The sequence below is a fragment of the Halomonas sp. GFAJ-1 genome, from assembly GCA_002966495.1.
GTDB lineage: Bacteria > Pseudomonadota > Gammaproteobacteria > Pseudomonadales > Halomonadaceae > Vreelandella.
On record CP016490.1, the window covers coordinates 784,290 to 797,203 of the forward strand.

The 12,914-nt window shown below is 55.9% G+C and carries 10 protein-coding genes; 7 read left to right on the plus strand and 3 right to left on the minus strand.

The annotated features are described in order from the left end of the window. Window positions 1–47: 47 nt before the first annotated feature. Together BB497_03550 and BB497_03555 are read left to right on the plus strand one after the other, a co-directional pair. Window positions 48–1,028 (plus strand): C4-dicarboxylate ABC transporter substrate-binding protein, encoded by a 981-nt coding sequence (locus tag BB497_03550; GenBank protein AVI61840.1) that lies wholly within the window; start codon window positions 48–50, stop codon window positions 1,026–1,028. A 94-nt stretch (window positions 1,029–1,122) separates the two neighbouring features. Next, window positions 1,123–3,324, plus strand: coding sequence for a C4-dicarboxylate ABC transporter permease (locus BB497_03555; GenBank protein ID AVI61841.1), 2,202 nt, complete (start codon window positions 1,123–1,125; stop codon window positions 3,322–3,324). 143 nt (window positions 3,325–3,467) lie between these two features. Here BB497_03555 and BB497_03560 read toward each other — a convergent pair whose 3' ends face one another. Beyond that, the gene (locus tag BB497_03560) at window positions 3,468–4,307 is read right to left on the minus strand and encodes a methylenetetrahydrofolate reductase [NAD(P)H] (protein AVI61842.1); all 840 of its coding nucleotides are present in this window, start codon (window positions 4,305–4,307) and stop codon (window positions 3,468–3,470) included. Between the two features lie 141 nt (window positions 4,308–4,448). Between BB497_03560 and BB497_03565 the strand changes: the two genes are divergently transcribed. After that, entirely contained in the window at window positions 4,449–5,384 is a 936-nt protein-coding gene (locus BB497_03565; protein AVI61843.1) for a transporter, read from the plus strand. Here BB497_03565 and BB497_03570 read toward each other — a convergent pair. Both BB497_03570 and BB497_03575 read right to left on the minus strand, forming a co-directional pair. Then, window positions 5,381–7,066: a DNA ligase B gene (locus BB497_03570; GenBank protein AVI61844.1), complete on the minus strand. Its 1,686-nt coding sequence runs from the start codon at window positions 7,064–7,066 to the stop codon at window positions 5,381–5,383. The two genes, BB497_03565 and BB497_03570, sit on opposite strands and share 4 nt — an antisense overlap. A gap of 199 nt (window positions 7,067–7,265) precedes the next feature. Beyond that, a complete protein-coding gene (locus BB497_03575; protein ID AVI61845.1) occupies window positions 7,266–8,486 on the minus strand; it encodes a methionine adenosyltransferase in 1,221 nt (406 codons plus the stop codon). A gap of 242 nt (window positions 8,487–8,728) precedes the next feature. On the opposite strand from BB497_03575, the gene BB497_03580 reads away from it, so the two are divergent. The 4 genes from BB497_03580 to gapA are packed head-to-tail and all read left to right on the plus strand — an operon-like array spanning window position 8,729 to window position 12,905. Next, the gene (locus BB497_03580; GenBank protein ID AVI61846.1) at window positions 8,729–10,720 is read left to right on the plus strand and encodes a transketolase; all 1,992 of its coding nucleotides are present in this window, start codon (window positions 8,729–8,731) and stop codon (window positions 10,718–10,720) included. Between the two features lie 33 nt (window positions 10,721–10,753). Further along, window positions 10,754–11,107: a murein hydrolase transporter LrgA gene (locus BB497_03585; GenBank protein ID AVI61847.1), complete on the plus strand. Its 354-nt coding sequence runs from the start codon at window positions 10,754–10,756 to the stop codon at window positions 11,105–11,107. After that, window positions 11,097–11,816: a hypothetical protein gene (locus tag BB497_03590; GenBank protein ID AVI61848.1), complete on the plus strand. Its 720-nt coding sequence runs from the start codon at window positions 11,097–11,099 to the stop codon at window positions 11,814–11,816. The genes BB497_03585 and BB497_03590 overlap by 11 nt, the downstream gene beginning before the upstream one ends. 45 nt (window positions 11,817–11,861) lie before the next feature. Continuing rightward, window positions 11,862–12,905: an erythrose-4-phosphate dehydrogenase gene (gene gapA / locus BB497_03595; GenBank protein AVI61849.1), complete on the plus strand. Its 1,044-nt coding sequence runs from the start codon at window positions 11,862–11,864 to the stop codon at window positions 12,903–12,905. The last annotated feature ends 9 nt before the right edge of the window (window positions 12,906–12,914 follow it).

Genomic DNA, 12,914 nt, shown 5'->3' on the forward strand with positions numbered 1-12,914 from the left:
GCATATCCGCCAGATGATAATTCAATAACAGCTTAGGAAACCTCGCCATGCGCAATATGATGCCTAAAACGTTTGCTCTTCTTGCTAGCAGCGCACTTCTTGCTGCAGGCACTGCCCACGCAGACCGCTCTGACTGGCCCAACAATTTCACCGTAGGAACCGCAAGCCAAGGCGGTACTTACTTCGTTTATGGCTCTGGCTGGGCCAACTTCATTTCAGACGAGCTGGGTGTTTCTGGTGGTGGCGAAGTCACAGGCGGCCCGACACAGAACTTGGCGCTGGTGCACAGCGGTGATATGGCTTTTGGCCTCACCACGATGGGCCCGGCTTCAGATGCCGTTAACGGTGAAAGCCCACTCGCGCCTGGCCTTCAGATGGACAACGTCTGTGCGCTGTTTCCCATGTATGAAACCCCGTTCTCTATTGCTGCGCTTTCAAGCTCCGGCATAGAGTCTATTTCTGATATTCCCAATGGTGCGCGCATTGGCTTTGGCCCGGCTGCGTCTACTTCTGATACCTACTTCCCGGCTATCCTCGAAACGCTGGGCGTAGAGTTTGATCGCCGTAACGGCGGCTGGTCTGACCTTGGTGGCCAGTTGCAAGACGGTTTGCTTGACGTCATCGCGTTTGCCGCTGGCATTCCGATCCCGGCGGTTAGCCAGTTGGAAGTACAAACCAATGTAAACATCATTGAGTTTACCGAAGAAGAGATGGAAACCGTGCTGGGGAGCTTCCCCGTGGCTGAGTTCACCATTCCTGCCAGCACTTACACCACGCTAGAAGAAGACGCTCGCGCGGTCTCCATGTGGAACTTCGCCATTGCGGGTTGTGATTTGCCGGAAGACTTCGTCTACGAAGTCACCAAAGCCACTATGGAGAACAACGACCGCATGCGCTCCGTTCACCGCAGTGCTGAGACCACCATTCCAGAAAACATCGTGCACAACACCGTACTGCCCTTCCACCCGGGTGCTGCACGCTGGTACGAAGAGAATGGCTACGAAATCGAAGATGACATGATTAACTAAGCCATACGTCTCTTCCCGCTGCCCTGTTTCCCGATAGTCGGGCGGGGCAGTATTTTTTCCCCTTTCCCTGCTTTTGCTGTGAGGGTGACCTCTGATGAGTCACAAAACCGACCAAGATCCCAGCGGCTTCAAGGATGATGCCCAGACTGCTTCATCGATACCCGAGTCAATCGCCGAGGGTGTCGATGAGGAGGTTGTCGAGTCCAACCGCCGTGTGTTTGTTGGTTGGCAGTTCTTTTTATTCGCCGCTTTAGCCATTGGCTATTCGGGCTTTCACCTGTTTTCGCTCAATGTGTACCCAATGGAGACTTGGTCGTTTCGCATCGTACACATTGCCGGTGCGCTGATTTTAGGGTACGGATTGTATGCGGGCGCCCGCTTCGCTGAAGATGACCAGCAGGCCTCCCCTGCTTGGCTCAAGTGGATTAGCTATGCCCTTCTGGCGCCCGCTATTTATTCCCTGGTACAAGTTTTCTTGATGCAGCAAACCCTCAACGCTGGTGCGATGCGCATTGATCCAAGCATTGAGACCCTGCACTACGGCTATCCATTAATGGCGACAACCGCAGGGGCTATTGTGCTCTCTTGGTTCTATCGCCAGGCACGCCACCGGTTCAACCCAGCCGACTTAGTGTTGATGGTGTGCGCCATTGCCAGCGCGGGCTATTTATTGATGGCCTTTAACACCAATATGCGCATGTCCACCGGCACCTCGTTCGCGCCTCCTGGCATTTCATGGGCGGCCATTGCGGGGTCACTCTTGATTCTAGAACTTACTCGCCGCGTGGCCGGTTTGGCACTGGTGGTCATTTCCGCGGTTTTTTTGACCTACGTTTTTACAGGTCAGCACCTACCGGGTTTTTTAGGCTACCCCGGTTTGTCTGTGCAGCGCTTTTTCAGTCAGGTGTATACCGATGCGGGTATTCTTGGCCCCACCACCGCCGTATCGTCAACCTACATCATTCTGTTCATTATTTTTGCGGCGTTTCTACAGGCCTCTAAGGTAGGCGACTACTTCGTCAACTTCGCCTTTGCGGCCGCTGGCCGTGCCCGTGGCGGCCCGGCTAAGGTATCTATTTTTGCTTCTGGCTTGATGGGGATGATTAACGGTACCTCCGCAGGGAACGTCGTCTCTACTGGCTCGCTTACCATTCCATTAATGAAGAAAGTGGGTTACCCAGCGCGCAGTGCAGGTGCCATTGAAGCAGCAGCCTCTACCGGTGGACAGATTATGCCTCCCATCATGGGGGCAGGTGCCTTCATCATGGCGGAGGTCACCGGCATTCCATACACCGATATCGCCGTTGCCGCCTTGATTCCTGCCATCCTTTACTTCGCCTCTATCTACTTCATGGTGGATTTTGAAGCTGCGCGTAAGGGCATGCGGGGAATGCGGAAGGATGAGATTCCGCTTTTCTCGAAGCTGGTCAAACAGGTCTACCTGTTTGCGCCGATTATTATTCTTATTGCCGCCCTATTTATGGGTTACTCGGTGATTCGCGCGGGTACGCTAGCCACCGCTTCAGCGGCGGTCGTTAGCTGGATCTCGCCTAACAAAATGGGCATTCGCGCTATTTTAAGAGCCCTTCAGCTTGCTGGTACGATGTCGATCCAGATCATCGCCGTGTGCGCCTGTGCGGGTCTGATTGTTGGCGTCATCTCACTTACCGGTGTTGGCGCGCGCTTCTCATCGCTGCTACTTGGCCTAGCGGGCGTTAGCCAGCTACTGGCGCTATTTTTTGCCATGCTAATCAGCATCTTGCTTGGCATGGGGATGCCTACTACGGCCGCCTACGCAGTGGCAGCATCGGTGGTGGCGCCTGGTTTGATTAATATCGGCATTCAGCCGCTGGTAGCACACTTCTTCGTGTTCTACTTTGCGGTGGTATCGGCGATTACCCCGCCGGTGGCGTTGGCTTCTTATGCCGCTGCCGGTATTTCTGGCGATAACCCCATGAAGACATCAGTGGCATCGTTCAAGATTGGCCTTGCTGCGTTTATCGTGCCATTTATGTTTTTCTACAGCCCAGCGATGCTGATGGAAGGTTCACCCATGCAAATAATTCGCGTCGGAGTGACCGCCACACTGGGGATTATTCTACTATCGGGAACAGTGCAGCGATGGTTCTTTGGCCCAGTAAATTCGCTGCAGCGCGTTGTGATGCTGGTAGGCGCCATGTTTATGATCTACGGCGGCATCTATACCGACATCGCTGGCTTAGCCATTGGCGCGACGCTCTTCATCATGCAGCGCAAGCTGCATGGCGGCAAAGGCAAAGCAGCAAACGTCTCTTAATCCACTGCGGCGCTGCTCCGCACCCCGTAACATCCAACGCCGGAACCGAGAGGTTCCGGCTTTTTTGATGCCCTTAGAGCCCCCATAAAAAAACCGGCCGGCATCGTTTGATGCAGGCCGGCATGAGACTGATAGACGATGCGTTAGCTTAGGTTATCGACCACTTTCAACACCGGAGCCGCTTGGTTCAACGTGTAGAAGTGTAGGCCCGGCGCGCCGCCATCTAACAGTCGCTCACATAGGCGGGAGACAACGTCGGTACCAAAAGCGGCAATAGCGTCGCTATCATCGCCATAGGACTCCAGCTGTTTACGGATCCAACGGGGGATTTCCGCACCGCAGGCGTCCGAAAAGCGCGCAAGCTTGGTGTAGTTGGTAATCGGCATAATGCCGGGGATAATCGGCTGCTCGACGCCTAGCGCACGCGCTTTCTCAACGAAGTTGAAATAAGCGTCTGCGGTGAAGAAGTATTGAGTGATGGCCATATTGGCGCCAGCCTTCATCTTACGGGCAAAGTTTTCCACGTCCTTATCCAGGTTGGGGGCCTGTGGATGAGATTCTGGATACGCCGCCACGGCAATTTCAAAATGATCGCCGGTTTCAGCGCGAATAAACTCCACTAGCTCATTGGCATAGCGCAACTCGCCTATGCTCGCCATACCTGACGGCATATCGCCGCGCAGCGCGACCAAGCTATCCACGCCCTCTTCACGATACTGCGCCAGCAGATCCCGCAGCTGGGCTTTTTCACTGCCAATGCATGAGAGGTGCGGCGCAGTGGTGATGCCGCTTTGGCTAACGCTGCGAACGATGTCACGCGTGCGCGCCTGGGTAGAGCCACCGGCGCCATATGTGACCGAGAAAAAACGCGGCTTACGCGCGGCCAGCTCATCACGCACGTGAATTAGCTTGTCTCGCCCAGCATCCGTATTGGGCGGAAAGAACTCAAAGCTAATACCTAACGGATGTTCTTGGCTGCTCATGGAAATTCCTCGCGTAGCGTCAACGTGATGTTATTTGGGTTATTCTCCATTTTCCGCTGCATAGGGGCTAATGAAAGATTCCACGGTCGCCCTTCAATTCGGCTCATGTTGGATCAGGTGACAATTCATCAGGGAGGATAAATGGATTTAGCGCCAAGCGCCCTTATGGGGCCACTGCTGATGCTATTGGGGTATGTGGGGCTGGGCTTTATTGCGGCACAGCGCCTAAAGATAGACCCACGGCCTATTGCAACACTGCTGGTGTACATCATTGCACCGCTGACAATTTTTCGCGCGCTGATGAACGGCGGCCCTACGGCTGAGTATTTGGTGCTGACGCTGGCGCTGTTTATTTTAGTGAGCACAATGGCGCTTCTCGTGCGCCGAGTGACGCAGCACCGCTTCGGCCCTCAGGAGGGTGCACTTTTAGCGTTCTCCTCCGGCACTGGCAATACTGGTTATTTCGGTTTGCCGGTAGCGCTTATTTTGCTGCCACCCGAGGGCGTGACGCTTTACCTGTTCTGCATGTTGGGTATTAATCTATATGAGTTTACGGTGGGGTTTTATTTAAGCGCCCGCGGCCACTTTTCTGTGCGCCAAAGCCTGATCAAAATCGCTCGCCTGCCACTCCTCTATGCATTTCTCTTTGCACTGCTACTAAATGCACTCAACATCACGTTGCCTGCTACCCTGATGAGTTCTTTGGACGTATTCCCTGCCACGTATACTCTGCTAGGCATGATGATTATTGGCATGACCCTCAGCCAGGTCACGCTGTCGGCGTGGGATACGCGCTTTGTCGCCACCTGCGTAGGGTTGCGCTACCTGCTTTGGCCGCTGGTCATGCTTGCCGCGGTGCTTGTGCTGCAGCAGGTCACACCGCTGGCCCCGGAGCTTGCCATGGCCCTGCTGCTGCTGGGCGTGGTGCCTATGGCTTCAAATGTCGTGGTGGTCGCTATGGAGCTGGGTATTCAGCCCCAAAAGGGCGCCCTCGCGGTGCTCACCACCACGCTACTGGCACCGCTGCTGATTCCGCTCTATTTAAGCCTGATGCTGCGCCTAACCGGCCTGGGTTAAAAACCCGCAATGTCCGACTGCTGCAGTGTTAGCGCCATGCGCTGCACCTCCGGATGACTGAAAAACGCTGCTAGCGCGTCGGCTCGAACTGGGCCGACACCCGGAATAGCCTGCCAATTCGCCCGTGAATAGCCTTCCAGGGTTTGCCAATTTCCCAGTTGGGCACTACCGCCGGGCGGCATGCCCAGCGCTGACAGCCATGCTGCGTAAGAAGCAGCCCTGGCAGCTCTGAATTGCGCTTCGAGAGCAGCAGCACGCACTGCTCCAATACCGTGGGCCTGTTGTAGCTGGGTAGGTGTCGCTTCCATCCATCCCAGTAAATCCGTAACAACGCCTGCGTCGATGAGCGCCTGCCAAGTGCCTTCTCCCACCCCTAGCATGCCCAACTGATCGCTTAAAAAGCTAAGCCTTGCCAGTAGCTGTGCTTCACAGCCCGACGTTAACGTAAAGCAACTCAGCAAATGGTAGCGCTCCGGCGAGGGGGCGCTTAACGCCGCCCGCTCACGCGCTTGCCAGACGACGTCCGTTACCTGGGGGATGGTCAGCCCTGCTAGCGTTACTGCCACTTGATCACCCGGCCTTATATCCCACGCTTGCCAGCGCTCTAACGAGTTTAACGAAACGCGGCTGATGCGCTTTCCTTCCAAGGTAACTGGGTAGAGCCACAGCAGTGGTGTCACGCGCCCGGTACGGCCTACGCGAAATTCCACGCCGCGTACCTGAGCCAACGCCTGTTGAGCTGGGTACTTCCAGGCGATTGCCCACTCTGGCGGCGATGAACTCCAACGCTGCACGCCAGGACGCTCCGCTTGTTTGAGCACAACGCCATCGGTAGCAAAGGGTAGCGCACCGTTAAACCACGCATCTCGCCAATAAGCGGCGTCGCGCTGTTCGTTTAAGGAGTGAGTGTAGTTGGCAGTATCAAAGCCCAGCGCAGTAAGCTCGGCAAGCCTTACAGCCATATCGGTGGGGCCATCCGGCCAATCCCATACAAATAGCCCGACTCGGTTCAAAGTATCGGGACTAGGTGATTGTTGCGCCATCGCTCCCGCCACGGCGCCCCGGGCACCAGATGCAGGGTTTTGTGACTGAACGTGGTCATTCAACACCCAATAAAGCTCGCCTTGAAGCACCATCGACAGTGGTATTGGCAGCAAATTGGGCACAGCAGGTAGCTGGTGAGCGCGGGCCGTCCAGTCTTGACCACGCTCGCCGTCCCCACGGCTCACGGCTTCGATTAACTCACCCTCTTGATAGCGTAGTGTGACCGCCACGCCATCTACCTTAGGCTGGATCCACAGGTTCTCCCGGCGGCTGGTAAAGCGTCGCACGCCGGCATCGTCGGCTTTATTCAAGCCGGTTTGAGCGAACGGGTGGTTCAAGGTGCCGCCACTGCGGGTCACTCTGGTAAGCGGGCGGTGGGGCGTTTTATCTCCCAGGCAAGCTTGCCAGCTGGCTAAGCGGTCCACCGCTTGGTCGTAGAGCTCGTCATCAATAAGTGATTTGCCCTGGTCATGGTAAGCGCGGTCCCATATCGCGACGTGCTCCGCCAACGCCTGGGTCTCAAGCGCCAGCTGCTCCCTTGGCCACGGTGGGCACTCTTGTGCCTGGACGTATACAGCGCCGCCTATTAGCCACACCCCCAGCAGCCATCGTTTAGCCGCCTTTATCCTTTTTTGCATACCCCAACTCCCGAGAGCGCTCCCTAACGACGCTGCTGGTAAACAACGGCTACATTACAGCCTTAGCCGCTAGCGAAGTAATCTTAGCGCATGCCGAGGCACTTTTTATAGCGAACATAAAAACGCCCCCTGGCCTAAGCCAAGGGGCGTTTTGGAAAATCTTCACTTTAAAGAGGTCTAGCTTGCCTTCACATGTGCTTTATAAGCCAGCGGCCTGACGCAGCGAAGTGGCTTTATCAGTCTTTTCCCACGGGAAGGCAGTAAAGGTTTCTTTATGTGCTTCGCCTTTGTCGTCTACCCAGCTGTAGCTGTGCTCAAACGGCTCGCGGCCAAAGTGGCCATAGGCGGCAGTAAGACGGTACATGGGATGCAGCAGGTCGAGCATTTTGGTAATCGCGTAGGGGCGGAGGTCAAAGTGCTCACGAACGAGATCAACAATCTTCGCGTCGTCGATTTTGCCAGTGCCAAAGGTATCAATAGATACCGAGGTGGGTTCAGCAACACCAATTGCGTAAGAGACCTGAATTTCGCACTTATCGGCAAGCCCTGCCGCCACAACATTTTTGGCTACGTAACGGCCAGCGTAGGCTGCGCTGCGATCAACCTTTGAGGGGTCTTTACCCGAGAATGCGCCGCCACCGTGTCGTGCCATACCGCCATAGGTATCCACGATGATTTTGCGGCCGGTTAAGCCACAGTCACCCACTGGGCCGCCAATCACAAACTTGCCAGTCGGGTTGATATGGTACTGGGTATTTTCATCCAGCCACTCAGCGGGAATCACCTGCTCGACGATTTCACGCTTGACCATTTTGCGCAGGTCTTCCTGGTCAATTTCCGGGTCATGCTGAGTGGACAACACGATGGCGTCAACGCCACAGGGCTGGCCTTGTGCGTTATAGCGGAAGGTGACTTGGCTTTTGGCATCCGGGCGCAACCACGGCAGCAAGCCGTTTTTGCGCAACTCTGCCTGACGCTCCACTAAACGATGCGAGTAGTGGATCGGCGCCGGCATAAACGAATCGGTTTCGTTGGTGGCGTAACCGAACATTAGCCCTTGGTCACCCGCGCCCTGGTCTTCTGGCTTAGAGCGGTCAACGCCCTGAGCAATATCAACGCTCTGCTTGCCGATCAGGTTGATCACCCCGCAGGTTGCCCCATCGAAGCCAACGTCGGATGAGGTGTAACCAATGTCGGTAATCACATCCCGTACCAGCGCTTCCAGATCCACCCACGCAGATGTAGTGATCTCACCGGCAATAATAGCTACACCGGTTTTCACCATGGTTTCACAGGCAACGCGCGCCTGCTTATCACGGGCAATAATGGCATCTAGCACCGCGTCGGAAATCTGGTCGGCAATCTTATCAGGATGGCCTTCTGAGACAGACTCGGAGGTAAACAGGGAATATTCGCTCATCGCGCACTCGACCCTCTGTATGACGGCTGCATAGTGACCGCAGCATCAGCAGGAAATCATGGCAGGAGGTTCCCTGCCCGTATAAAGAAGCGGCTCGACAACTTTTACGGCCGCTTCGGGAGGCAGAGTCTACACGCTGTTGGGAGTTCTTCACAGAAGCGGCCCGCAGAATTTGCCGCCGCGGGGGAAGTCAGCGACAATAGAGGCTTTATTATTTCTGTTTTCAGGCGAGGAGCACCCCCATGCCGTCCCGTTTTGAGCTAGCCAATGCCATTCGCGCCCTTTCCATGGATGCTGTTCAGAAGGCCAAATCTGGCCATCCTGGCGCCCCCATGGGCATGGCTGATATTGCCGAGGTGCTGTGGAATGACTACCTCAAGCACAATCCCGAAGACCCCAAGTGGGCTGATCGTGACCGGTTCGTGCTGTCTAATGGTCACGGCTCCATGCTGCTCTACTCACTGCTGCACCTTAGCGGCTATGAATTAAGCCTGGAACAGCTGCAAAACTTCCGCCAGCTGCATTCCCCCACCGCAGGCCACCCAGAGTACGGCTACGCGCCGGGCATCGAAACCACGACCGGCCCGCTGGGCCAAGGGTTTGCCAACGCCGTGGGCTTTGCGATTGCTGAGAAAACCTTAGCCGCGCAGTTCAACCGCCCGGGCCACACCATTGTTGACCACACCACTTGGTGTTTCTTAGGCGATGGCTGCTTGATGGAAGGTATCTCCCATGAAGCAGCGTCATTAGCCGGCACTCAGCAGTTGGGTAAGCTGGTTGCTCTGTACGACGACAACGGTATCTCTATCGATGGCGACGTTAAGGGCTGGTTCACCGACGACACCGCTAAGCGCTTTGAGGCTTACGGCTGGCACGTGGTGCCCAATGTAGATGGCCACAACCCTGAAGAGATCAAAGCCGCGATTGAGCTGGCGAAGAGCCACGACGATAAACCTAGCCTGATTATCTGCAAAACCATCATTGGTTTTGGCGCCCCGAACAAGCAGGGCAAAGAAGAGGCCCATGGCGCACCGCTAGGTGACGAAGAAGTGGCCCTGGCACGTAAAGAGCTTGGCTGGGAGCACCCGCCGTTCCATATCCCCGAGCCAATTTACTCCAAGTGGGATGCGCGTAATGCAGGTAAAACCCGCCAACAGGAGTGGGACGCACGTTTTGCACGCTATGCTGAGGCCTACCCAGCAGAAGCGCGTGAATTTAAGCGTCGCATGAAGGCGCAGTTGCCAAGCGACCTGTCCACAGAAGCGCTGATCGAGCAGGCCCAAGAAAAAGGCGAAAGCATTGCCTCACGCAAAGCCTCCTTTGAAGCGCTGAACGTGATTGGCCCGCAGATGCCCGAACTGTTGGGTGGCAGCGCTGATCTCGCACCCTCTAACCTGACGTTCTGGAAAGGCGCTAAAGCGATTACGCCAGAAGATGCCAGCGGCAACTACCTGCACTACGGGGTGCGTGAGTTCGGCATGGGCGCGGTCATGAACGGTATCGCGCTGCACGGCGGTTTCGTGCCTTATGGCGCTACTTTCCTGATCTTCATGGAGTACATGCGTAACGCGGTACGCATGGCAGCGCTGATGGAAAAGCAGGCTATTTACGTGTTTACCCACGACTCCATTGGCTTGGGTGAAGATGGCCCAACCCACCAGCCAATTGAGCAGCTAACCAGCCTGCGCACCACGCCCAACCTGAACACTTGGCGCCCCTGTGACGCCGTCGAAACCGTCGCCGCCTGGGATGCCGCCCTTAAACGCCACTCCGGGCCCACGGCGCTGGTGCTATCACGCCAAAACCTGCCCCACCAGTCACGCACCAAAACGCAGCTGGCCTCAATTCAGCGCGGCGGTTACGTTTTGAAAGATTGTGACGGTACGCCCGAGCTTATCCTGATTGCCACCGGTTCAGAAGTTTCCCTGGCCATGGACGCTGCCGCTGAGTTGGAAAAGCAGGGCAAAGCCGTACGCGTTGTCTCCATGCCTTCAACCTTCCGTTATAACGGCCAGGAAGAGGAGTATCGTGAGCGTGTACTGCCTAAAGCTGTCACCAAACGTATCGCCATTGAAGCAGGCCACGCCGACTACTGGTACAAATACGTGGGCCTTGATGGTCGTGTGATTGGCATGACCACTTACGGCGAATCAGCGCCAGCAGGTGAGCTGTTCAAGCACTTTGGCTTTACGGTTGACAACATCGTCAAACAGGCTAATGAACTGCTCGGCTAACGCTACGCAGGCTGATCAAGCGCGGGTTATGCAATGCCCGCGTTAAACGGTCTGCTATGGCTGATTAGTTATTGGTTAATCGGAGAAGTGGTGATCCACTTTTCCGGACTCCCTGTTTCTTCTGGGGTGGTGGGCATGCTGCTGCTGTGTGCCACTCTGGCACTACTTAGACGCGTACCCGCAAGCCTTGCCGCCGCTGCTCAACCGTTAATTGCCCTGCTCGCTATGCTGATTATGCCCGGCGTCGTCGGCGTGTTTTTTATGCTGGATGAGCTAGCTGGCGAATGGCTTGCGGTGCTAACTGCGCTGCTACTAGGCACGCTGCTTAGCGTTATGACCACGCTATGGCTGCTCAAACGTCTCATTGGACGCCCAAATGCCCGCTAGTCTTCTGAGCACCCTAACCGCTACCCCTCTGTTTGCTGTCGGTTTAACGCTTGCCGCTTTTTTACTTGGCAGCGCACTCTTCAATCGTCTGAAAAAGCCTTCATGGCTACCGGCTATTTTAATTGCCGCGCTGCTATTAGCAGCGACCCTCGCGGTGCTCGGCGTGCCCTACACGACGTATCAGCAGGGGGCTACGTGGCTCACGATACTGCTAGGGCCCGCGACCGTGGCGTTGGGCATGCCGCTCTACCAGCAGTTGCCGCGCATTCGTGAGTTATGGCGCCCTCTGGTGGTGTGCCTACCTATCGCGGCGATGCTTGCCGCTAGCTACGCCTTACTCATCGGTTGGTTAATGGGCAGCAGCCAGCATATCCTCGCCTCTATTGCTGCTAAATCAGTCACCGCACCTATCGCTATTGGCATTACCGAACAGCTGGGTGGCAGCGTGGCGCTGCTGATGGGGGCACTATTGTTGACCGGCGTGGTGACTATTCCGTTTGTCAGCTTTTGCGCAAAGCTGCTAAATATCGATGATGAGCGAATTATCGGCTTCGCTCTTGGCCTTAACGGCCATGCCATTGGCACCGTGCGGGCATTTGAACTCAGCCCAACGGCGGGGGCTTTTGCCTCACTCGGCATGAGCTTAACCGGCATATTAACCGCTCTGATGCTACCGCTTGCTTGGCAGCTTATCGGCATCGCCGGTTGAAATACGTTATCATCTCGCCACTTTATTTAAGAGCCGCTCTGTCTCATGGCTAACTCAACACCCACGTATCGTATCGCCATCAATGGCTATGGGCGTATTGGTCAATGCGTGCTTAGGGCACTGGTTGAGCGTAACCATCCCGAGCTTGAGGTGGTCGCCATTAATGAGCTTTCTGACCTCGCAACGATTACCTATCTGACCCGCTACGACACTACCCACGGACGTTTTCCAGGCGACGTGGATCACGATGGCGAAGCGCTGCTGATCAATGGCCAGCGAATCCACGTGCTGTGTGAACCTGACCCCAAGGCGCTGCCCTGGGCAGCTCTGGATATTGACCTAGTGCTCGAGTGCTCTGGCAGCTTCAAAGATCGTGCCACGGCGGAACTACATCTGGCAGCAGGCGCTAAGCGGCTACTGTTTTCTCAGCCCGCTGAAAGCGATGTGGATGCCACGATTGTGTGGGGCATTAACGAACACAAGCTAGCGCTTTCCCAGCGCATTCTTTCGGCAGCCTCTTGCACAACCAACTGCTTAGTGCCGCTGCTGACCGTACTGGATGAAGCGCTCGAACTGGAGCACGGTGTCACCACCACCATCCATTCGGCCATGAATGACCAGCCGGTGATTGATGCTTACCATCAAACCGATTTGCGGCTGACCCGATCTGCCATGCAGTCGATCGTACCGGTAGACACCGGCTTAGCTGTGGGCATCAGCCGCCTGATGCCAAGCTTAGCCGGGCGTTTTGAGTGCTTGCATGTGCGTGTACCGACCATCAATGTATCAGCGATGGATGTGGCATTAAGTGTGCGCCGAGATACGACTGCCGAACAGGTCAACGCTCTGCTGCGTACCGCCAGTGCGGAGCGACTTGCCGGTGTACTCGGCTATACGGAAGCTCCCATGGCATCGATTGATTTTAATCACGACCCGCGCTCTGGCATCCTAGACGCCACCCAAACGCGCGTCGCAGGCACGCGCTTGATTAAACTGCTGTGCTGGTTTGACAACGAATGGGGCTTCGCCAACCGCATGCTGGATATCAGCCAGCGGTTGGCGTCTCTAGAAGCGGGACACGCTGACTAGGGCTACATC

What these genes read in the sequence shown, in the direction of transcription:
- BB497_03550 (AVI61840.1), top strand. Translation starts at nt 48, where the DNA reads ATGCGCAATATGATGCCTAAAACGTTTGCTCTTCTTGCTAGCAGCGCA.
- BB497_03555 (AVI61841.1), top strand. Translation starts at nt 1,123, where the DNA reads ATGAGTCACAAAACCGACCAAGATCCCAGCGGCTTCAAGGATGATGCC.
- BB497_03560 (AVI61842.1), bottom strand. Translation starts at nt 4,307, where the DNA reads ATGAGCAGCCAAGAACATCCGTTAGGTATTAGCTTTGAGTTCTTTCCG.
- BB497_03565 (AVI61843.1), top strand. Translation starts at nt 4,449, where the DNA reads ATGGATTTAGCGCCAAGCGCCCTTATGGGGCCACTGCTGATGCTATTG.
- BB497_03570 (AVI61844.1), bottom strand. Translation starts at nt 7,066, where the DNA reads ATGCAAAAAAGGATAAAGGCGGCTAAACGATGGCTGCTGGGGGTGTGG.
- BB497_03575 (AVI61845.1), bottom strand. Translation starts at nt 8,486, where the DNA reads ATGAGCGAATATTCCCTGTTTACCTCCGAGTCTGTCTCAGAAGGCCAT.
- BB497_03580 (AVI61846.1), top strand. Translation starts at nt 8,729, where the DNA reads ATGCCGTCCCGTTTTGAGCTAGCCAATGCCATTCGCGCCCTTTCCATG.
- BB497_03585 (AVI61847.1), top strand. Translation starts at nt 10,754, where the DNA reads ATGCCCGCGTTAAACGGTCTGCTATGGCTGATTAGTTATTGGTTAATC.
- BB497_03590 (AVI61848.1), top strand. Translation starts at nt 11,097, where the DNA reads ATGCCCGCTAGTCTTCTGAGCACCCTAACCGCTACCCCTCTGTTTGCT.
- gapA (AVI61849.1), top strand. Translation starts at nt 11,862, where the DNA reads ATGGCTAACTCAACACCCACGTATCGTATCGCCATCAATGGCTATGGG.